Below are 20,994 nucleotides of genomic sequence, written 5' to 3'. Positions count from 1 at the left end.
CAAACGTCCAGAGCAAACTTCTCTGCCTTCACCCGTCTCCTGCCACGTTCTCGCAGGACGAGTCGGACAACTGTCCGATTCGGACCCGCTCGCCGTCCTGCGGGCACCTGTTCGTCGCCCGTCCGACGACTGCCGTCCGTCGGCGCGCGGGACGGTCCAGTCGGTCGCAGAAGGCGGCCACGGCGCGAGCGTGCTCGCACGACGGTCAGGAGCAGCAGTGAGCGCCACCAGCGCGAGCACCGACGTCCCACGGCGGCTGGGCACGCGCAGGTCGTGGAGCGACCGCGCGTTCCGCGGCACGCTGGTCGCCGGCGGTGCCGCGGTCCTGGCGATCATGGGCCTGGTCGGGGTGTTCCTGCTCATCCGCGCCTGGAGCGCGCTGCACCGCGCCGGCTGGTCGTTCTTCACGACCGCCGCGTGGGAGCCCGACTCGGGCAACTTCGGCATCGCCGCGATCCTGGTGGGCACCATCCTCATCGCCACGGTGGCGGTGAGCGTCGCCGTGCCGCTGGCTCTCGGCGTCGCGCTCTACATCAGCGAGTACGCACCCGTCCGGCTGCGCCAGCCGCTCGTGAGCGTCGTCGACCTCATGGCCGCCATCCCCTCGGTCGTGTTCGGCCTGTGGGGCTTCTTCTTCCTGCAGGGCCACGTGACAGGGCTCGCGCGCTGGCTCTCGACGACCTTCGGCTGGTTCCCGCCGTTCTCCGTGCCCGGCTCGGACCCGCACGACCCGCTCGCGACCGCCACCGTCTACACGTCGTCGACCTTCATCGCCGGACTGGTGGTGGCGATGATGATCGCGCCCGTCGTCGCGTCCATCATGCGCGAGGTCTTCATGCAGGCCCCGGTCGGCGAGCGGGAGGGTGCGCTCGCGCTGGGGTCCACGCGCTGGGGCGTGATCCGCCGGGTGGTCCTGCCGTACGGCAAGGGCGGCATCATCGGCGGGACGATGCTCGGCCTGGGCCGTGCGCTGGGCGAGACGATCGCCGTCTACATGATCATCTCGCCGGTGTTCGCCGTGCAGTGGCACGTGCTCGCCAACGGCGGCAGCTCCGTGTCCTCGCTCATCGCGCTGCGGTACGGCGAGTCCACGCCGTTCGGCACCTCCGCGCTGATGGCCGCCGGGCTCGCGCTGTTCCTCATGACGCTCGTCGTCAACTTCGCCGCGTCGTCCGTCGTGGCCCGGTCGCGGTCGGGGGCGAGCAGCTGATGGCCGTCGTCGAGGTGACTCCTCCGATCGTGGGCACGACGACGCCCGCGGGCCACCCGAACGTCCCCGGCGGCCCCGTGGGCCCCGTGCCCGACGCGCCGGCCGTACCTGCCGCGCAGCCCGCCCCGCGGCGCGAGGTGCGCCGCCAGCTCAGCGGTGTGCGCGTCTCGGACCTGCTCAACGTCTGCGGGGCGGGAGTCGCGGCGTTCGCGCTCGCCACGCTCGTGTGCACCGTGCTGGCCCCGGTCACGAGCCCGCTGGGCTTCACCGCGATCACGGTAGGCCTGTTCCTCGCGCTGTACGCGTTGCTCGTGTCGCTCACGGAGAGCGGCGTCTCGGTCCGCGACAAGCTTGTGACCGTCGTCGTGCACGGCGCCGCCTTCACGCTGCTGGCCGGCCTCGTGTTCGTCGTCGTCTTCACGTTCTCCCGCGGTGCGGCCGCACTGCCGCACGTCAACTTCTTCACGCAGGACATGGCGCTCGCCGGCCCGCTCGATCCCCTGAGCGACGGCGGCATCCGGCACGCGATCGTCGGGACGCTGATCCAGATCTCGATCGCGCTGGTCATCACCATCCCGCTGGGCCTGCTCACCGCGGTGTTCCTCTCGGAGATCCCGGGCCGGTTCGCGCGGCTGGTCCGCACGGTCGTCGAAGCCATGACGGCGCTGCCGTCCATCGTCGCGGGACTGTTCGTCTACGCGACGCTCATCCTGGCCCTCGGCATCCCCAAGTCGGGCGTCGCGGCCGCCACGGCCATCAGCATCATGATGCTGCCGATCATGGTGCGGTCCGCCGACGTGGTGCTGCGCCTGGTGCCCGGGACGCTCAAGGAGGCGTCCTACGCGCTCGGCGCCAGCCAGTTCCGCACGGTCTGGCAGGTGGTCCTGCCGACGTCGCGCTCCGGCCTGACGACGGCCGTCATCCTGGCCACCGCGCGCGGCATCGGCGAGACGTCACCCGTGCTGCTGACCTCGGGCTTCACCGCCGCGATGAACAGCGACCCGACGAGCGGCCCGATGGTCAGCCTGCCGCTCGCGATCTTCCAGTTCGTGAAGTCCCCGGAGCCGACGATGGTCGCGCGCGGGTTCGGCGCCGCCGCGGTCCTGATGCTGCTGGTGCTGACCCTGTTCGTGCTGGCCCGGGTCGTCGGCGGCTCGTCGCCGCTGAAGAAGGACGCCCGCCGGCGCGCCCGGGAGCAGGCGCGCACCGAGCGACGGCGACGAGCCGCGGCGCGCGGCCCCCGCGGCCGCCGCCCCACCCCCACCCGCACCCCCCACCCGACCCACCGGCCCGACCAGGAGCAGTCATGAGACGCGTCCTCGCCCCGCTGATCGCCGCCGTGATCACCCCGCTGATCGCCGCGGGCGCGCTGCTCGCGACGGGTTCCGCCGCGAGCGCGGACTCCTACGTGCCGGTCAGCGGCGCCGGCTCGTCGTGGAGCTCGAACGCCGTGGACCAGTGGCGGCGCAACGTCGAGCAGTACGGCATGCGGATCAACTACGCCAACACCGGGTCGTCGGACGGCCGCAACCAGTTCAAGGCCGGGACGGTGGACTTCGCGATCACCGAGATCCCGTACGGCCTCAAGGACGGCGGCGTCGTGGACACCCCGCCCAGCCGCGGGTACGTCTACATGCCGATCGTCGCGGGTGGTACGGCCTTCATGTACAACCTGACCGTCGGCGGCCGGAAGGTCACCAACCTGCGGCTGTCAGGCGACGTCATCACGGGCATCTTCACCGGCACGATCACGAGCTGGGACGACCCCGCGATCGCCGCCGACAACCCGTCGCTCACGCTCCCCCAGCGCAAGATCGTGCCGGTGGTCCGCTCGGACGGGTCCGGGTCGACCGCGCAGCTCACCACGTGGATGGCGCAGCGCCACCAGAAGGCGTGGGACGCGTACTGCCAGGCCGCGGGCCGCTCGACCCCGTGCGGCGTGACGTCCAACTACCCGACGATCCCGGGCAAGGGCTTCGTCGCGCAGCCCAACTCCCAGGGCGTGTCCGGGTACGTCGCCCAGCGCGGGAACGAGGGCACCATCACGTACGTCGAGTACTCCTACGCGCTCAAGACCGGCTACCCCGTGGCCAAGGTCCTCAACGACGCCGGCTACTACGTGGAGCCGACCGCCTCCAACGTGGCCGTCGGGCTGCTCGGCGCCACCATCAACACGGACAAGGGCTCGGCGCAGTACCTCACGCAGAACCTCACGGGCGTGTACGGCAACACGGACAAGCGCGCCTACCCGCTGTCCTCCTACAGCTACATCGTGGTGCCGACCAGCACGCAGAACGGGTTCACGGACGCCAAGGGGCACACGCTCGGGGCCTTCGCCAACTACTTCCTGTGCGAGGGGCAGCAGCAGGCCGAGGTGCTCGGCTACTCCCCGCTGCCCATCAACCTGGTGCAGGCGGGCCTGGACCAGGTGAGCAAGATCCCGGGGGCGCAGGACCAGGACGTCGACATCAAGAAGTGCAACAACCCCACCTTCTCCGCCGACGGCAGCAACACGCTGGCCAAGAACGCCCCGCAGCCGTCCGAGTGCGACCACAAGGGCGACACGCAGTGCGACAGGCCGACGGGTGGCGCCGCGGGGTCGCCGGCCAACGGCGGTGGGAACGGACCGGGCACCACGACGTCCGGGGGCACCCCGACGAAGAGCGGCAGCAAGCCGGGATCCACGAGCGCGCCCACCACCGGCACGACGACGAAGGGCGGCGGGAAACCCGGGAGCAGCGCGCCCGGCGCGGACGGCTCGACCGGCACGACGGCCGACGACGGCGGCAGCACGGACCCCACGGGCACGGGGACCGGCGTCGGCACCGGGACGACCGTCGGCACGGTCGCCGCACCGAGCACGGGCGGCGGCCCGGTGGTGTGCGACGACGAGACGGGGACCTGCTCGAACGTCGTCGCGATGCCCGTCGAGACCGAGGAGACCGGCGGGAGCGGGATCGGTCCCTGGGCCGTCGTCGCCGCCTGCCTCCTCGCGGTCGCGCTGGTGGTCGCGCCGCCGCTCGTCGCGCGGGCGGCCGGCGGGAGCGCGCGTGCCGGGCAGGCGGGCCGCACGCGCCGGGCCGGCCGCGCCGGCCCGTCGGCAGCTCGACGGGCGCAGCGGTGAACGCCGCACGCCTGCGCCGCACGGGCGCGTGGCTGACGGTCGTCGGGCTCGCGGCGACCTCGCTGGGGGCGACGCTGCTGGTCGCCACGGGAGCGGCGTCCGAGGCGGCCGAGCGTGCGTCGTCGGCCGTCGTGCAGAGCGTCGCGGGCGACTCCCCTTCGACGCAGGCCTGGTCGGACCCGTCGCTCGTCGGCGACCGCGACCCGCACGACCCGGACTACGCGGCCTTCTCGCGCCTCGAGGTCACGGTCAGCCAGACGCGCAACCTGTCCCACCAGAGCGTCACGGTGGACTGGAAGGGCGGGCGGCCCACGTCGGCCGGCCAGTTCTCGTACGACTACCTGCAGATCATGCAGTGCTGGGGCGACGACGCGTCCGGCCCGACGCCCGATCAGTGCCAGTGGGGTGCACCCAACCCGGGCCTGAACAACCTGGTGGGCGAGCGCACCGCGCAGCGCGGCCTCAAGCGCGGCGAGGACCCGCAGCAGGCGTACGACGCCGCGCACCTCGTGCCCCCGCCGCTGACGAACCCGAACCTCAAGGCGTACACGGTCCCGTTCACGCCGGTCGGCGGGAGCCCCGTGACCGACGTGGCCGACTACTTCACGTCCGCCTCGACCAACGAGATCACCGCGGCCCGCACCGGCACGGACGGCACGGGTACCGCGAACATGGAGATCCAGACCTCCCTCGAGGCGCCGCACCTGGGCTGCGGCGAGGCGCTCGCGTCGGGCGCGCCGCGCTCGTGCTGGCTCGTCGTCGTGCCGCGCGGTGAGACCAACGCCAACGGGACGCTCGCCGAGCAGTCCCCCGGCGGCTCGATCGTCGGGTCGCCGCTGTCGGCGACGGCGTGGTCGCACCGCATGGTGTTCCCGCTGCAGTTCGCGGCCATCGGCTCGTCGTGCGCGCTCGGCAACGCCGAGCAGCGGCTGGTGGGCAACGAGCTGTTCTCCGACGCGATGACCTCCTGGCAGTCCGCGCTGTGCGGCACGGGGACGACGTACGGGTACTCGCAGATCGGCGACGACGAGGCCCGGTCGCAGCTCACGAGCACGGTGAGCGGCGCGTCGCGGTTGGCGGTGGTCAACGCCCCGCTGGACCCGGCCCCCGACGAGCCGGTCCGGTACGCACCCGTGGTGCAGACCGCCCTGGTCATCGCCTACACGATCGATCGGCAGTACAAGCTGGGCAGCTCGCTGAGCGAGCGCGACGGCACGGCGCTGGACGACCTGGTGCTGAACCCGCGTCTCGTGGCCAAGCTGCTCACGCAGTCCTACCGCGCGGACGTCCCGGGCGGCGGCTCCGGAAAGCCGCTCACCGACAATCCGCGCAGCATCGTCAACGACCCGGAATTCATCGCACTGAATCCCGAGCTCGAACAATTCGTGCACACCGCCGGGCCGGACGGCCTGATGGTCGGGCTGGGCACCTCCGACGCCTACGCACAATTGTGGCACTGGGTCATTGCGGACCCGTTCGCGCGCGCATTCCTGCAGGGCGAGCCCGACGAGTACGGCATGACGGTCAACCCCGTCTACGCCGACCTCGACCTGACGCACGACCCGAACCTCGACAGCTTCCCCAAGGCCGACCTGAGCACCTACCGGCAGGACGACAGCGTGCCCGCCCCCGGGTACGGCACGCTCGACCTGCGCCCCTACACGAACGACATGGCCGACGCCGCCAGCCGCACGCAGAAGGCCAACGCGGGCGCCAAGATCGTCTGGGACGTGAACAAGCTGCCCCCGGGCTTCACGTCGTCGGGCGCACAGCTGCCCGGCAGCCGCTTCTCGATGGCACTGACCGACCTGGCGTCCGCGCAGCGCTACGGCCTGCGCACCGCACGCCTGGTGAACGCCGCGGGCCAGGCCCTGGCGGCCGACGACGACACGATGCAGGCGGCCGTCGACGCGATGGTCAGGGTCGACGGCGTCCGCGTCACCGACGCCGACACGCGCGTGCGCGGGGCCTACCCGCTCACGCTCGTCGACTACGCGGCCGTCCCGGTCTGCTCCGCCAGTGCTGACCAGCGCAGCGACTACGCGACGTTCCTTCGGTACGCGGGCTCGACGGGTCAGGTGCCCGGTGAGAGCAAGGGGGCGCTCCCGCGCGGCTACCTGCCGCTCGGCGCCTCGCAGCGGGACGACCTGACGGCCGTGGCGGACCTGCTCGACGACCCGGCGGCGGTCGCGAAGCTGTGCCCGCCCGCGGCGACCGCGAGACCCACCGCGACCCCGTCGCCGACGCCGACCGCGACGGCCGCCGCGACGCCCGACCCGACACCGACATCGACCCCGACCGCGCCCGCGGCGGCGCCCGGCTCGCAGGACCCCGGCTCCGACCCGGCGCCCGTCCCCGTACCCACGACGCCCTCCGGGCCAACCTCGGCCTCGACCCCCGCACCCGACCCCGACACCGGCGAGAGCACGGCGGGCGACCCCATCCGCACCGGCGGCACCGACGTGGGCACCGCGCGGCTGGGCCTGGTGGGCTCGACCGGGCTGGGTGCCGCGTGCGCGGTGGCCGGGCCCGTCCTGATGCGCCGGGCGCGCGTCCAGGCATTGCGTGAGGGCGAATTCGAAACTGATTTCTCGTGACCGGCGGCCGGTGTTGTTCCGGTAGTCGTCGACTGTTTTCCCAGCCGTCCTAGATTCGGCCCTGCCGCGGGTCCCGCGCGCAATCTTTTCCTGCCTCGAGAGGAACAGTCAGATGAAGGTCACAGCCTTCGCGAAGGCCGGCCTGTGCGCCGGTCTCGCCGCGCTCGCGCTCGGCAGCATCGTCGCGCCCGCCAGCGCGGACCCGGCCACGGGGTCCTTCGGGACGCTCGCCGGCCTCGGCTCGGACACCACGCAGAGCGTCGTCGGCGGTCTCGCCACGGCCATCGGCGGCGGCGTCATCGCGTCCTACGACGCGACCGGCAGCGCCTCGGTGACGACGCGCACGGGCGGCACGGCCGTCCCCCGCGCCAACAACTCGGGCGGCGGCCGCGACCTGCTGCGCGTCGCCATCGGCCAGACGGAGACGGCCAACATCCCCGTCTTCAACAGCGCCGCGGTGCCTGTCACGACCTCCGCGATCGCCGGTCAGGTCCAGTTCGCCCGCAGCTCGGGCGGTCCCGGCGCGGCTGACGTGGCCCAGGACGGCGTGCTCACCTACGTGCCGTTCGCGCTCGACGCCGTGTCGTACGCCACCGCACCCAACAGCGTGATCCCGGCCAACCTGAGCAAGGCGCAGATCACCTCGATCTTCAAGGGCGAGCTGACCAAGGTCGTCGTCAACGGCGACAGCACGACGCTGCAGGGTCCGTCCTACGTGGCCGCGACCGGCGACGTCGTCACGGACATCACGACGTTCATCCCGGCAGCCGGCTCCGGCACGCGCAGCTTCTGGCTGGGCAAGGTCGGCGTCACCGAGTCGGACATCTCCGCCGGCACCTACGCCAACCTCAAGGACAAGGACTTCACCGGCACCGCCGTCCAGGAGCACCAGGGTGGCGCGCTCGTCAGCGGTACGGCCGCGCAGGACGCCGGCGCGATCGCGCCGTTCTCCATCGCGCAGTGGGTGGCCCAGGCCAACGGCGAGACGACGGACCTGCGTGACTCCGTCCGCATCAACGCGGTCGACGGCAACGTCGCCACCACCGGCTCGGGCACCTCGTACGCCCTGAACCCCGGGTTCAACGCGTACACGCGCCCGGTCTACAACATCGTCCCCTCGGTCCTGGCCGACGACCCGACCTCGGAGATCGCCAAGACGTTCGTCGGGACGGGTTCGCGGGTCTGCCAGCAGAGCGCGACCATCACGGCGTTCGGCTTCGGCCTGCTGGGCGACGGCTGCGGCGACGACTCGCTGCGCGCCTACAAGGCATCGGCCTCGGAGACCGGCCTGACGCTCGGCGCCAGCTCGGTCGCCGCCGGCAAGTCCGTCACGGCCACCGTGACCACGTCGTCCTACGGCCAGGGCGGCGGCACGGTCCGCATCTACACGGGCTCCACGCTCCTCGCGTCGGGCGCCGTGGCCGCCGGCAGCAGCACGGGCACGGTCCAGGTCCCGACGAAGACCGCGGGCTCGCTGCCGCTGTCGGCCGTCTTCCTGCCGAACCTGGCCGGTGTGGGCGCGTCGACCTCGCCGGTCGTGGACCTCACGGTCACGGCGCCGGTCACCCCGACCCCGACGCCCACCGCCACGACCAAGCCCGTCGTCGCGGTCGCGTCGACCACCAAGGCCACGGTCAGCGCGAAGCCCGTCGTCGGCAGGTCCTTCACGGTCACGGCCACCGTGTCCGCGAGCAAGACGCACGCCGGCTCGGTCGCGTTCTACGACGGCAGCAAGAAGCTCGGCACGATCAAGGTCGCGTCCGCCAAGGCGAAGCTGACCTGGAAGGCCACCAAGACCTTGTACGCGGTCAAGGCCGTCTTCACGTCCTCGAGCCCGTCGACGGTGAAGAGCAGCACCAGCTCGGTCGTGACGGTGAGGGTCGCCAAGGCGACCCCCAGCGTCTCGGTCGTCGCACCGAAGTCCGTGGCCAAGGGCAAGTACGCGACGCTGAAGGTCAAGGTCTCCGCGACCGGCGTCACGGCGACCGGCAAGGTCACCGTCAAGGACGGCAAGAAGTCGGTGAAGACGGTCACGCTCAGGAACGGCAAGGCCACGGTGAAACTGCCCAAGCTCAAGGCCGGCAAGCACAAGCTCGTCGTGACCTACTCGGGCTCCTCCACGGTCGCGGGCAAGTCGTCCGCCGCCAAGACCGTCACGCAGAAGCGCTGACATGACGACCACGATGCCCAGCCTGGACGCCGCGATCCGGCCCGTCCCCGCCAGCGAGCGCTCTCGCCTGGTGGGCACCAGCCTGCTGATCGTCGCGGCTCTGGCGCTGGGCGTCGTGGCGTATGCGCTGGTCCTCTCCCCGCTGCGCTACGAGCGGGACCAGCACGTGGCCGGCTGGGCATTCCGCGCCCAGCTGGCCGCGGGCACCGCACCCGTCGGCCAGGTCACCCCGGCCGACCACCTGATCGAACCGGGCGCGCCGGTCGCGACCGTCTCCATCCCGCGGCTCGACCTGGACGACGTGGTCCTCGAGGGGACGACGTCGACGATCCTGCAGTCCGGGCCCGGCCACCGGCGCGACACCGTGCTGCCCGGCCAGGCCGGCGCCGTGGTGCTGATGGGACGGCACGGAGCGTACGGCGGGGTGTTCGGCAGGATCGGCGAGCTCCGAGTGGGCGACGTCATCACCACGGTCACCGGCCAGGGCACCGCGACCTACGCCGTCGCGGGCCTGCGGCGCGCGGGCGACCCGCTGCCCGACGTGCTGCCCGCGGGCGCCGGGCGTCTGACGCTCGTCGGCGCGACCGGCCCGCGCTGGGCCCCCACGGGCGTGCTGCGGGTCGACGCGACACTCGTCGGCGAGGCCTTCCCCACCCCGCGCGCCGTCCTGTCGCGGACCGTCCTGGGCGACGACGAGGCCGCCTTCGCCGGCGACGCCGGCGCGTGGCCCCTGCTCGTTCTCGCGCTCGCCGCCCTGACCGCGAGCGCCGTGCTCGTCACGTTCCTGTCCCGCTGGTGGGGGCGGTGGCAGGCGTGGGTCGTCGGCGTCCCGCTCGTCCTCGTCTGCGCCACCCTCGTCGCCCAGCAGGTCTTCGTCGTCCTGCCCAACCTGGTGTGAAGGCCAACCGATGCCCGCTGTTCACCCTGACGCCACGTCCGTGCGTCATCGTGCGTCCATGACCGTGGACTCGTTCGTCGCCGTCGCCCCCGAGGCGCCCGCGCTGCCCGACGACGCGACGCAGCTGCTGCCCCCCGTCCCGACGGGCGTCCCCACGCCGACCGGCCTCGGGACCCGCGTGGCGCTCGACGCGCGATCGATCTCGGCGTGGTTCGGGACGCACAAGGTGCTCGAGCGCGTGTCGCTCGCCATGCCCGCGGGGCACGTCACCGCGCTGATCGGCCCGTCGGGGTGCGGCAAGTCGACGTTCCTGCGGATCCTCAACCGGATGCACGAGCTGGTGCCGTCCGCGTCGCTCGCCGGTGAGGTGCTCCTCGACGGGCAGGACATCTACGACCCCGCGCGCCGCGTCACCGACGCCCGACGCAGCATCGGCATGGTCTTCCAGAAGCCCAACCCCTTCCCCGCCATGTCGATCCAGGACAACGTCACCGCGGGGCTCGCGCTCACCGGCGTCCGGGTCTCCGCGGCCGACCGGGCCGCGCTCGTCGAGGAGTCGTTGACCCGCGCCGGCCTGTGGTCGGAGGTCAAGGACCGGCTCCGCTCCCCCGGTGGTGGCCTGTCCGGCGGGCAGCAGCAGCGCCTGTGCATCGCGCGCTCGCTCGCCGTGCGCCCCCAGGTGCTGCTCATGGACGAGCCGTGCTCGGCCCTGGACCCGACCTCCACCCGCCGGGTCGAGGAGACGATCGGTGCGTTGCGCGGCGAGGTGACGATCGTGATCGTCACGCACAACATGCAGCAGGCCGCCCGCGTCTCCGACCAGTGCGCGTTCTTCCTCGCCGAGCAGGGCACACCCGGCGGCATCGTCGAGCACGGCCCCACGGCGCAGATGTTCGGCTCCCCCGCCGACCCGCGCACCGAGGACTACGTCAACGGCCGGTTCGGCTGAGCATCAGCCCTTCGCGTCGGCGTACGAGCGGACGACGGCGAGGCTGAGGGGAAAGTCCACAGGGTAGTCGCGGAACAGCAGCCGGCCGGCGGCGACGGCCGCCTCGCGCACCTCGACCGCGACCGCGTCCGCGAGCTGCTCGGGCGCGTGGACCACCAGCTCGTCGTGCAGGAAGTAGACCAGGTGCGGACGGCGAGCGAAGGGAGCCGGCGCCCGGCTCGGCTCCCCCGCCTCACCGAGCGCCCACAACCTGCGGCGCACCTCGGCGATCCAGCACAGCGCCCACTCGGCCGCGGTGCCCTGAACGACGAAGTTGCGGGTGAACCGGCCCCACGCGCGGGACTGGGCGCGGGCCCTGGCCTCCTGGCCGGCCGGGTCGGCGGACCCTGCGGCCGCGGGACCGGCATCGTCGTCGCCCGGCGCTCCCCCGAGCGCTGCGGCCTGCACCTGCGCCCAGCCCACGCCCGGCCGGGGGGAGGTGCGGCCCAGCAGGGTGGTGACGGCCTCGCCGCGCTCCCCCGCACGAGCAGCGGCCTCGACGTGGCCGAGCGCGGCGGGGAACGCGCGCGTCAACCGCGGCAGGACCGCGGCCGACGAGCCCGTCGTCCCGCCGTACAGCGCGCCGAGCATCCCGACCTTCGCCTGGTCCCGGGACGCGACGACGCCCGCGTCGACCATCCCCTGGTACAGATCCCGGCCGTGGCCCGCCTCGGCCATCCGGTCGTCGCGCGCCAGCCCGGCCAGCACGCGCGGCTCGAGCTGCGCCGCGTCGGCCACCACCAGGCGCCACCCGTCGTCGGCACGGACGGCCCGGCGCACCTGCTTCGGGAGCTGCTGGGCGCCGCCGCCGCTGGAGCCCCACCGGCCGGTGACGACGCCGGCCACCACGTAGTCGGGACGGAAGCGTCCGTCCGGCACCCACCGGTCCAGCCACGCCCAGCCGTTGGCGGTGTGCAGGCGGGACAGCTTCTTGTAGGCGAGCAGGGGCTCGACCACCGGGTGGTCCACGCCTGCGAGCTCCCACTTGCTGGTGGAGGTGACGGGCAGGCCGTTGCGGCGCAGCTCGCGCAGCACGTCGGGCATCGAGTCGGGGTTGAGGCGCGGCGCGCCGAGCTCGGCACGGATCCGGGCGGCGAGCTCCTCCATCCGCGGCGGGCGCGCGTCACCCTGCCGCGGTCCGAGCGCGTCGGTCAGGAGCCGGTCGTGCACCTCCCGGTCCCACGGCAGGCCGGCGTGCCGCATCTCCGCGGCCGCGAGCGCGCCCGCCGACTCCGCGGCGACCAGCAGCCGCAGCCGCGCGTGGGCGGGGCCGACGTCGGGACCGGCGCCCCGGCCGGCGGCAGCCGCGCGCACGTCCGGTCCCGGTCCCGCGAGCGCGGCGTCCTGGTCCGCGACCTCCGCGAGCAGCGCGGCCTCGTCGGGCCGCTCACGCGGCGCGCGCACCTCGAACAGCGCGACCGGCGCGTCGGGCCCGGCGAGCGCGTCGCCCTGCTCGGCCGGGGCGTCGAACGGCCCGGACGCTCGCCGGGCCAGCACGGAGCCGGCCGACGTGAGCGAGTCGCGCAGCACGCGGTGCGCGAGCCGCAGGTCCAGGCAGCGCTCCACCCGGACGCCGTCGGCCAGCAGGCGCGAGTACCAGTGCGCGGTGTCGTCCCACACCCACCGCACGGACCGGTCCTCCCCGACCACACCGTGCGGCGCGACGTCCTGCCCGACGCGCCGGACGCCGACGAGGGGCGTCGCGTCGTCCGCGTCACCGCCCGCCGACGACGCTCCGGGCACGACGACGATCAGCACGCCCCCACCTTCCCCCATCCCACCCACAGCGGAACGTCAGAGGCGACTCCGTGGAGGCATGGCTAGGCTCGTGGAGCGATCCAGCTCGGCGTCCGTGCGCCGCGGCACGAAGGGGACCCGCATGGGTAAGGCCCACGGATGGCGCCGAGCACTCATCGTCGCCGTCGCCTACACGCTGACCTATCCGCTCATCCTCACACTGCTCCACACGCTCGACTCCGACCTTCTCCCATGGCTCATCTGGGTGGCGGCGATGGCACTGCTGGTCGCTGCAGGGAACTGGGCCGAACGTCGTCTGTGGCCGCCGACGCCCATCGACCATCTGCCCGACGCCGACGACAACGCCCTGGGACGCGTCACGCTCGTCGGTCTTGGGCCCGCGCCCGCGCGGGTCGCCCGAGCACTGCGCGCCCGCGGAGTCACCCGCGAGCTCGCCGAGCAGGTGACCGACGGGTCGCGGGCGCTGCCCGTACGCATCGCCACCGCACTGACCGACACCGAGGCGTCGGAGTGGCGCGCCGATCTCGAGCGGGCGCGCGCCGTCGTGACCGTCGAGCTCTGACACCTCGACGCCCGTCCGTGCGCGTCGCTCGACCCTCAGCCAACCCCGCTCCCCGCGATCCTCCAGCGGCCTTCCTCACCCCGCTCGAGGCCGTTGGCCTACGGTTGCCGCAGCCCGCGCGGCCCCCCAGAGCCAGGAAGGCCCCCCCCCCCGTGACCACACCACTCGAACCGCGTCACGCCGACGAGGTGCCTGGTTGGGCGCTCGCCAGCGCGCTCGCGGCGCCCGTCGCGATGATCGGAGGCTGGACGGTCGCCGCCTCCCGGCAACCGTCCTTCGACGCCGTCCGCGAGACCATCAGCGACCTGGCCGCGACGTCCGCGCACCAACCCGGGATCATGACCGCCGGCCTCGCCGTGACCGGGGCCGCGCACCTGGTCACGGCGGCGGGCCTACGACCCGTGCCGACCAGCGGGCGGCTGCTCCACGGGCTCGGCGGCGCCGCGACGCTGGCGGTGGCCCTCCTGCCCGTCGACGCGCACCCGCGGGCGCACGGGATCGCGGCCGCCGTGGGCTTCGGCGCGCTCGCGCTGTGGCCGGCGGCGTCGGCGCGGCGCGGGCAGCGCGGGATCCTGCACCCGGCGGTCGGTGCGGCGGCGTCGGCGGCGCTCGTCGGCCTGCTGGCGGTCTTTGTCGTCGAGCTGCAGACGGAGGGAACCGCCGTGGGGCTCACCGAGCGGGTCGTCGCGGGTGCGCAGGCGCTCTGGCCCCTCGCCGTCGTCGTCGCGCTACGCGGGGCCGGTCGACGGTCCACGCGCCGGAACCGACAGCCGACCGACCTCAGCCGGCCGTGACGCGCGGCTGCGACGCGCGCGCGACCGTGGTTCCCGTCGCGAGCACCAGGAACAGCAGGGTCGAGACCCCCGCCAGCGCCCCGGCCGCATCGGAGCCCAGTGCCCCCCACACGGCGGCGCTCGCCAGCAGGGAGACCACGGCGGCCAGCAGGCCGCGCCGGCTCGTCGGCCGGTCGAGCGTCAGGAACTGCACCACCGCACCCACCAGGGCGACGGCCCATGCGAGCAGCGCGAGCAACGAGCTCGACGTGGCCGCGCCGGCGGACGTCGCCGTCAGCAGACCGGCAGTGAGCATGGCGGCCGTCGCGGCCGTGAGCGCCGGCACCCGACCGGCACGCATGACGTCATTCATGTGGAGCCCCCTCCTGCAGCGACGCCCGCGTCGCCTCCCCGGAGACCTTTCGTACCAGCAACGAGAGGCGGTACGTCACCCTTGCGGGTGAATCGTGACCATTCCGCGACCTGAGACCGCCCGTCCGGCGGTCGGCACGGCGCCCCCGCCCGACCGCCTACGCTGGGACCGCGGGCGCGCAGCCCGGCCGACGACCGACCGAGGGACCCAGCCATGACGGGCGCACCACCGCCAGCGGGCGGTGCGCGCGCACCGGTCGGCGCCGCGCTCGTGTACGCGGCCGCGGTCACGGCCTACTTCGTCGGCGTCACGCACCGCAGCGCGCTGGGCGTTGCCGGCGTCGAGGCGATCGACCGGTTCTCGCTGTCCGCGACGGGCCTGGCCGCGTTCTCCGTGGTGCAGCTGACCGTCTACGCGGGCCTGCAGATCCCCGCCGGGCGACTCCTCGACCGGTTCGGGGCGCGGGCGCTGATCACGGTGGGCTCGTTCGTGATGGCTGTCGGGCAGATGGTGCTCGCGGTCGCGCACGACGTCCCGACGGCGCTCGTCGCGCGCGTGCTGCTGGGCGCGGGCGACGCCGCGATCTTCATCAGCGCGATCCGCCTGGTCGCCCAGTGGTTCCCGCCGCGTCGCGTGCCGGTGCTGGTGCAGGTCACGGGCCTGATCGGGCAGAGCGGCCAGCTCGCGTCGGCCATCCCCGTCGCGCTCGTCCTGCACAGGTACGGGTGGACCGCGGCCTTCGGGTCGCTGGCCGTGGTCGGGTTGGCCGCGACGGTCTTCGCGTTCGCATGCGTCCGCCCCGGACCGCTCGGCGGACGCACCGAGGAGGCGCCCGCACGGTTCCGACAGGCGGTGCGCGCGTCCGCCGAGCCAGCAGGGACCCGGCTGGGCTGGTGGTCGCACTTCGTCACGCCGTTCAGCGCCAACGTCATCGGGCTGCTGTGGGGCGTGCCGTTCTTCGTCACGGCCCAGCACCGCAGCAAGGCCGAGGCGAGCACGCTGCTGCTGGCGCTGACCCTCACCGCGATGGTCACCGGGCCGCTCGTCGGGCGTTTCACCGCGCGCCACCCGCTGCGCAGGTCCTGGTCGGTGCTGGCCAGCTGCGTGGCGACGCTCGTCGCGTGGATCGCACTGCTGGTGCCCTCGACGCCGCGACCCATATGGCAGCTGCTCGTGTTCGTCGTGGTGGTGGGGGCGGGCGGGCCCGTCTCCCTGGTCGGGATGGACTTCGCGCGGTCGTGGTCGCCGCCGCACCTGCAGGGCACGGCGACGGGCTTCGTGAACACGGGAGGGTTCACGTCGACCATCGGCGCGGTCCTGGCCATCGGGCTGGTCCTGCAGCTCGCGTCCCCCGCCGGAGCGACGTCCTACTCCCTGGACGCCTACCGGCTCGCGTTCTCGGTGCTGCTGGTGCCGTGGGTGCTCGGCGTCGCCGGCGTGCTGCGCAACCGCCGCCGCACCCGGGCGGACCTCCTCACCGTCGGCGTGACCGTCCCGCCGCTGCGTGACGTGTGGCGGCGCCGGTCGTCGTGAGCCGGTTCGTCGGGACGCGGCCTTTGCGTCCCGCGACGCAGGTCGTGGGACCTTCCGGCAGCGCGCACACGGATTCGAGGCATAGCGTGTGCCCATGAGCAAAACCCTCGCGGGTCGTCGCGTGCTGACCATCGTGTCCAACTACGGCGTGGAGCACGACGAGCTCGTCGTCCCCCTCGCGCACCTGCGGAGCTCGGGGGCCGCGGTGACGCTGGCCGCCGTCAAGAAGAAGAAGGTCCAGACGCTCGTCGGTGACAAGGAGCTGGGCGACCGGTTCAAGCCCGACGTCACGCTCGACGACGTCGACCCGGCGAAGTACGACCTGCTGCTCATCCCGGGCGGCACGCTCAACGCCGACGCGCTGCGGCTGTCGGAGCGGGCGATGAAGATCGTGCGGTCGTTCACGTCGTCGGGCCGACCGGTGGCGGCCATCTGCCACGGCCCGTGGGCACTGGTCACCGCCGACGCCGTCAACGGCAAGACGCTGACGTCCTACGCCTCCCTGCAGACCGACATCCTCAACGCCGGTGCCGCAGGCTGGAAGGACGAGCCGGTGGTGGTCGACGACGCCGGCGGGTACACCCTCATCACGTCGCGCGACCCCGACGACCTCGACGAGTTCCTGGGCGCGATCGACACCGTCCTGGGCTGACCGCCGGACGTCCCGGCGACACGATCGGAGCCACCATGGGCCGCCTGCACATCGACCTGTTCACCACCCTCGACCTCGTCGCCCAGGCGCCGGGCGGGCCCGACGAGGACACGTCGGGCGGCTTCCCGTTCGGCGGCTGGCAGGCGCCGTTCGCCGACGAGGCCATCGGCGCGCAGGTGGGTGCGGGCATCGCGGCGATGGACGCGCTGCTGCTGGGACGCCGCACGTACGACATCTTCGCGGCCTACTGGCCCCAGCACGAGACCGGGCAGGACGGGGAGATCGGCGCGAAGTTCGCCGACATCCCCAAGTACGTCGCGAGCCGCGGCACGCCCGAGCTCGGTTGGCGCGGATCGTCCCAGCTGGGGCCCGACCTGCTCTCCGAGGTGCGGGCCGTGCGCGAGCGGCACGAGAACGTGCACGTCATCGGCAGCGTGGACCTGGTCCAGACGCTGCTCGCGGCCGACCTGTTCGACGTGCTCACGTTGTGGGTGCACCCGATCGTGCTGGGGCAGGGAAAGAAGGTGTTCCCCGACGGCGCCGTTCCCGCCGCGCTGCGGCTGCTCGAGCCGGCCCTGACCGGCGACGCCGGCGTCGTCCAGCTCCGCCTGGGTCCCACCGGCTCGGCGCCCGTCACGGGCGACATGACCCGCCCGGACCGCGGGGTCGAGTAGCTACCCGACCAGCGACTGCGTGCCCAGCACGATCGCGAGCTGCAGACGCTCGGCGTCCTGCGTACCCGGCTCGGCCGTGTAGGCCATGATCCGCAGGTTGCTGCCGGCCACCACCAGGGTGTCGCACTCGAGCGCGACGCGGCCGACCGTCGGGTGGTCGACGACCTTGTGCCGCGACCCCTCGGTCGCCGGCGGCGCCGGGGGCGCCTCCCACAGCTCGGCGAACCGCGGGCTCGCGGCACGCAGCCGGGCGACGAGGCGTCGCACGCCCGCGTCGGCCGGGTAGCGCGCGGCGGTCGTGCGCAGATCCGCGACGAGGCCGACGACCTGCGCGTTGTGCTCGTCGGCGGTCAGCACCGCACGCGACCCGCCGCCGACGACGTTGCGCCACACGCCGTTGCGGTCGTCGGCGCTCAGCTCGGTGGTCGCGCCCATGAGCGCGTCGTAGGGCGCGTTGGCGACGACGAGGTTCCAGGCCGCGTCGTAGACGACGAGCGGCACGCCCGCGAGCCGGTCGAGCAGGCGCATGACGCCCGGCGTGATCCGCGTCGGGACCACGCCCGGCCCCGGCGCGGACAGTCCCGCCAGCTCGTGCAGCAGGTCCCGCTCGGGGTCCGAGAGGCGCAGCCCGCGGGCCAGGGCCTCGACGACCTGCGCAGACGGGGTCGTCGCGCGGCCCTGCTCGAGGCGCGTGAGGTAGTCCATCGAGATGCCCGCGAGACCGGCGAGCTCCTCGCGGCGCAACCCGGGTGCCCGGCGGCGCCCGCCGGCGGGCAGGCCCACGGCCTCGGGCGCGACGCGTTCGCGCCATCCGCGCACGGCCGCGCCGAACTCTGAGCTCATGCGCCCAGTCTGCTCGTCGGCCGGCGGCTTGTCCTGGTCCTGGCAGTCCTACGACGACGGGACGACTGCCTGCGCCGCCCGGTCAGGCGCACGATCGAGGCATGACCACCACATTGATCACCGGGGCCAACAAGGGCCTCGGCAAGGAAACCGCCCGCCTCCTGCTCGACGCGGGGCACACCGTCTGGCTCGCCGCCCGCGACGAGTCCCGCGGCCGCGCGGCCGCGGACGAGGTCGGCGCACGCTTCGTCCAGCTCGACGTCACGGACGACGCGTCCGTCGCGGCGGCGTTCGCGACGATCGCGGAGGCCGGCACCGGCCTCGACGTCGTCGTCAACAACGCCGGGATCGCCAAGCGCGACGGCGGCGGCAGCCAGCAGGAGGCGCTCGACGGGCCGAGCGTCCTGGGCGTCTTCGACACCAACGCGGTGGGGATCGTCCGCGTGACGGAGGCGGCGCTGCCGCTGCTGGAGCAGTCGTCGAACCCCGTCGTCGTCAACGTCTCGAGCGCACTGGGATCGTTCTGGGCGACTCACGAGCCGTCGCGGCCCGCGTCGCGGTTCGTCTCGATCGTCTACGGGTCGAGCAAGGCGGCCGTCTCGATGCTGACCGTGCAGTACGCGCGCGCCTACCCGGGCATCAAGGTGAACGCCGTGGAGCCCGGCATCACGGCGACCGAACTCGGCGGCGGCGACCCCGGCAGCCACCCTGGGCGCCCGGCCGCCGAGAGCGCGCGCGTCGTCGCGGCTCTGGCGACCATCGGGCCCGACGGGCCCACGGGGACGTTCCAGGAGGACGAGGGCGAGCTGGGCTGGTAGCCCTACATCTCCGCCAGCGTCACGATCCGGACCAGCTCCACCGGGTCGTCCTGGCCGGCCCATGTCCCGGTGAGCGATCCCGCCGGCGTGCTCGTCGCGCCCGCGGGGCTCGTGGGAAAGAGCTGGCGGGCGATCGACAGGTTCAGCTCGCCCACGGTAACCAGCGTCCGGCCGTCGTCGTCCCGCACCTGCGACGGAACGCCCGCGACCTGCGGCACCCGACCGTCGCGCGCACCTCCCCCGCGGACCAGAGCCGTCGGCTCGCGCCGCACGCGCTCACCGCCGGACTCGACCAAAAGCTCGGCCTGCTCGCCGGCGTTGCAGATCGTGGCGACCACCGTCGCGAGGTAGACGGGGTCGCCGACGCCGTCGTAGACCCACCGCTCGCCGAGCACCGAGTGCTCCATGGTCGTGACGAACCACGGCTCGCCGCCTTCGAGCGGGGCCGCGCGGTACGTCAACGGCACCTGCAGCACGGGCCCGTCGCCGGCGCGCACCAGCAGCGTCTCGACGCCGACCTCGCCGTCGGGGTCGTCGAACCGGAACGCGCCCACCTGCGTGAACGTCGCCGACGGGTCGCCGGCGAACCACGCCTGCCGTGGAACCCAGTCGGTGACGAGCTCGAGCTTGGTGGGTCGAAGAGCGGCCGAGTGCAGGATCGCCATGGGACGAGCCTAGGGGCCGCGGCGCACCTCGACGTGCGCCGTCTCAGTGCGTGTGGGCGATCCCCAGCTCGTGCATCCGCTCGTGCTCCTCACGCTCCGCCATCCGGCGCGCGATGCGCTCCTGCACCTCGGGGCGGCGCAGCGGCGGCATCGTCGTCGGCGGGTTGCGGCGGTCGGGGAGGTCGTCGAGCACGCTCGCCGTGGCGGCCGCGACCGCGGCGACCGCGGCCTCGAACGCGTCACGCGTCGCGTCGCTCAGCTTCTGGACGCCGGTCACCTTGCGCACGTACTGGCGCGCGGCGGCCTCGACCTCCTGGTCGGTGGCCGGTGGTTCGAGCCCGCGCAGGGTCGTGATGTTGCGGCACATGCCTCGACGGTAGGACGACGACGCCATCACGTCGAGGCCTTCACCTCAGCCGGTCAGCGGCAACCGCCGGACGCTCTCGAACCGCCGCGTCGTCCCGTCGACGGGATCGGTGAATGCCACCTCGCCGGCCAGGAGCTGCAGAGGGTGGCGGAAGTCGTCGACCTCCACGTCGCGGACCAGCGGGTACAGCGGGTCGTCGACGATGGGGATGCCGAGGCCGTTGAGGTGAACGCGCAGCTGGTGCGTGCGGCCGGTGGACGGCGTCAGGCGGTAGATGCCGCGCGCCTCCGGCCCCTCCCCCACCACGGACTCGAGGGCGATGCGCGTCACCGCGTTGACCGGCGCGTCCGGGACCACCTGCGCCTGCCACGACCCGCGCTCCTTGCGGATGTGGTTGCGCACGACGAGCGGCAGGTCCAGGTCGTCGCGCAGAGGCGCCAGCGCCCGGTAGGTCTTGTCGACCGCGCGTCGCTCGAACAGGCTCTGGTACGGCCCGCGCCAGCGCTGCTCGGTGGCGAGCATGAGCAGCCCGGACGTCACGCGGTCGAGCCGGTGCAGCGGCGACAGCTCCGGCAGGTCCAGCTCGGCCCGCATGCGCACGACGACGCTCTGCATGACGTGCCGCCCGCGCGGGATCGACGAGAGGAACGGCGGCTTGTCGACGACGACGAGCCGCTCGTCCCGGTGCACGACGTGGATCGGGGCCGTGACCTCAGGCTCGTCGCGCAGGTCGCGGTGGAACCAGACGAACGTGTGCGGTCGGTACGGGTCGTCGTCGCGCACCGCGCGGCCGGTCTCGTCGACAAAGCGTCCGTCCTCGAGCATGCCGGCGACGTCCACGAACTCGGGCAGCCGGTCGCGCAGCCACTCGCCCATGGTCGCCGGATCGTCGGCGCGTGGCCGGGGACCGACGCGGTCAGGTGTCCGCACCCACGCGGCGCTCAGCCCGTGACGCGGCGGCAACGGCGAACGGGGAGGCACCCGGCGAT

19 protein-coding genes are annotated in these 20,994 nt (G+C 73.5%); 13 read left to right on the top strand and 6 right to left on the bottom strand.

The genetic code is table 11. The features are described from left to right. The first annotated feature begins 217 nt into the window (after positions 1–217). The 7 genes from pstC (at position 218) to IC607_RS11245 (ending at position 10,948) form a co-directional block, all read left to right on the top strand. Positions 218–1,210 (top strand): phosphate ABC transporter permease subunit PstC, encoded by a 993-nt coding sequence (gene pstC / locus IC607_RS11275; protein WP_191787463.1) that lies wholly within the window; start codon positions 218–220, stop codon positions 1,208–1,210. Beyond that, positions 1,210–2,520, top strand: coding sequence for a phosphate ABC transporter permease PstA (gene pstA, locus IC607_RS11270; protein WP_191787462.1), 1,311 nt, complete (start codon positions 1,210–1,212; stop codon positions 2,518–2,520). Before pstC ends, pstA begins: the two co-directional genes overlap by 1 nt. Next, positions 2,517–4,334, top strand: a complete 1,818-nt coding sequence (locus IC607_RS11265; RefSeq protein WP_191787461.1) for a phosphate ABC transporter substrate-binding protein PstS — start codon at positions 2,517–2,519, stop codon at positions 4,332–4,334. Before pstA ends, IC607_RS11265 begins: the two co-directional genes overlap by 4 nt. Beyond that, positions 4,331–6,931 (top strand): hypothetical protein, encoded by a 2,601-nt coding sequence (locus IC607_RS11260; RefSeq protein WP_191787460.1) that lies wholly within the window; start codon positions 4,331–4,333, stop codon positions 6,929–6,931. Before IC607_RS11265 ends, IC607_RS11260 begins: the two co-directional genes overlap by 4 nt. A 112-nt stretch (positions 6,932–7,043) precedes the next feature. After that, positions 7,044–9,101 (top strand): Ig-like domain repeat protein, encoded by a 2,058-nt coding sequence (locus IC607_RS11255; RefSeq protein ID WP_191787459.1) that lies wholly within the window; start codon positions 7,044–7,046, stop codon positions 9,099–9,101. Between the two features lies 1 nt (position 9,102). Next, positions 9,103–9,999, top strand: a complete 897-nt coding sequence (locus IC607_RS11250) for a sortase (protein ID WP_225224826.1) — start codon at positions 9,103–9,105, stop codon at positions 9,997–9,999. Positions 10,000–10,057: 58 nt separating this feature from the next. Further along, on the top strand, positions 10,058–10,948 hold the full coding sequence (locus IC607_RS11245; protein WP_191787458.1) for a phosphate ABC transporter ATP-binding protein: 891 nt from the start codon (positions 10,058–10,060) through the stop codon (positions 10,946–10,948). A 3-nt stretch (positions 10,949–10,951) separates the two neighbouring features. On the opposite strand, the gene IC607_RS11240 is transcribed toward IC607_RS11245, so the two are convergent. Next, a complete protein-coding gene (locus tag IC607_RS11240) occupies positions 10,952–12,763 on the bottom strand; it encodes a bifunctional 3'-5' exonuclease/DNA polymerase (protein ID WP_191787457.1) in 1,812 nt (603 codons plus the stop codon). A 103-nt stretch (positions 12,764–12,866) separates the two neighbouring features. On the opposite strand from IC607_RS11240, the gene IC607_RS11235 reads away from it, so the two are divergent. Together IC607_RS11235 and IC607_RS11230 are read left to right on the top strand one after the other, a co-directional pair. After that, positions 12,867–13,307, top strand: a complete 441-nt coding sequence (locus IC607_RS11235; protein WP_191787456.1) for a hypothetical protein — start codon at positions 12,867–12,869, stop codon at positions 13,305–13,307. 152 nt (positions 13,308–13,459) lie between these two features. After that, positions 13,460–14,101 carry a DUF998 domain-containing protein gene (locus tag IC607_RS11230; RefSeq protein ID WP_191787455.1) on the top strand — a complete coding sequence of 214 codons (642 nt, stop codon included), beginning with the start codon at positions 13,460–13,462 and terminating at the stop codon, positions 14,099–14,101. Here the strand turns inward: IC607_RS11230 and IC607_RS11225 are convergent. After that, positions 14,088–14,453 (bottom strand): hypothetical protein, encoded by a 366-nt coding sequence (locus tag IC607_RS11225; RefSeq protein ID WP_191787454.1) that lies wholly within the window; start codon positions 14,451–14,453, stop codon positions 14,088–14,090. The two genes, IC607_RS11230 and IC607_RS11225, sit on opposite strands and share 14 nt — an antisense overlap. Before the next feature lie 213 nt (positions 14,454–14,666). Here IC607_RS11225 and IC607_RS11220 point away from each other — a divergent pair, with 213 nt between their 5' ends. The 3 genes from IC607_RS11220 to IC607_RS11210 all read left to right on the top strand — a co-directional run bounded on the left by IC607_RS11220 (position 14,667) and on the right by IC607_RS11210 (position 17,312). After that, a complete protein-coding gene (locus IC607_RS11220; RefSeq protein WP_191787453.1) occupies positions 14,667–15,986 on the top strand; it encodes a nitrate/nitrite transporter in 1,320 nt (439 codons plus the stop codon). Positions 15,987–16,080: 94 nt separating this feature from the next. Beyond that, positions 16,081–16,638: a DJ-1/PfpI/YhbO family deglycase/protease gene (locus IC607_RS11215; protein WP_191787452.1), complete on the top strand. Its 558-nt coding sequence runs from the start codon at positions 16,081–16,083 to the stop codon at positions 16,636–16,638. Between the two features lie 35 nt (positions 16,639–16,673). Next, complete coding sequence (locus tag IC607_RS11210) at positions 16,674–17,312, top strand: dihydrofolate reductase family protein (protein WP_191787451.1); 639 nt, start codon at positions 16,674–16,676, stop codon at positions 17,310–17,312. Here IC607_RS11210 and IC607_RS11205 read toward each other — a convergent pair whose 3' ends face one another. Beyond that, positions 17,313–18,155 carry a helix-turn-helix transcriptional regulator gene (locus tag IC607_RS11205; protein ID WP_191787450.1) on the bottom strand — a complete coding sequence of 281 codons (843 nt, stop codon included), beginning with the start codon at positions 18,153–18,155 and terminating at the stop codon, positions 17,313–17,315. A 101-nt stretch (positions 18,156–18,256) separates the two neighbouring features. On the opposite strand from IC607_RS11205, the gene IC607_RS11200 reads away from it, so the two are divergent. After that, complete coding sequence (locus IC607_RS11200; RefSeq protein WP_191787449.1) at positions 18,257–18,973, top strand: SDR family NAD(P)-dependent oxidoreductase; 717 nt, start codon at positions 18,257–18,259, stop codon at positions 18,971–18,973. 2 nt (positions 18,974–18,975) lie between these two features. Here IC607_RS11200 and IC607_RS11195 read toward each other — a convergent pair whose 3' ends face one another. The 3 genes from IC607_RS11195 to IC607_RS11185 are packed head-to-tail and all read right to left on the bottom strand — an operon-like array spanning position 18,976 to position 20,881. Continuing rightward, complete coding sequence (locus IC607_RS11195; RefSeq protein WP_191787448.1) at positions 18,976–19,638, bottom strand: hypothetical protein; 663 nt, start codon at positions 19,636–19,638, stop codon at positions 18,976–18,978. Positions 19,639–19,681: 43 nt separating this feature from the next. Then, positions 19,682–20,005, bottom strand: coding sequence for a DUF2277 domain-containing protein (locus tag IC607_RS11190; protein WP_191787447.1), 324 nt, complete (start codon positions 20,003–20,005; stop codon positions 19,682–19,684). A 45-nt stretch (positions 20,006–20,050) separates the two neighbouring features. Then, entirely contained in the window at positions 20,051–20,881 is an 831-nt protein-coding gene (locus IC607_RS11185; RefSeq protein WP_225224824.1) for a pseudouridine synthase, read from the bottom strand. Positions 20,882–20,994 lie beyond the last annotated feature (113 nt).

Source organism: Cellulomonas sp. JH27-2, from assembly GCF_014837175.1.
Taxonomy (GTDB): Bacteria; Actinomycetota; Actinomycetes; order Actinomycetales; family Cellulomonadaceae; genus Cellulomonas.
The sequence above is the reverse complement of the archived record's forward strand: the minus strand, read 5'-3'. Positions and strand labels throughout refer to the sequence as shown.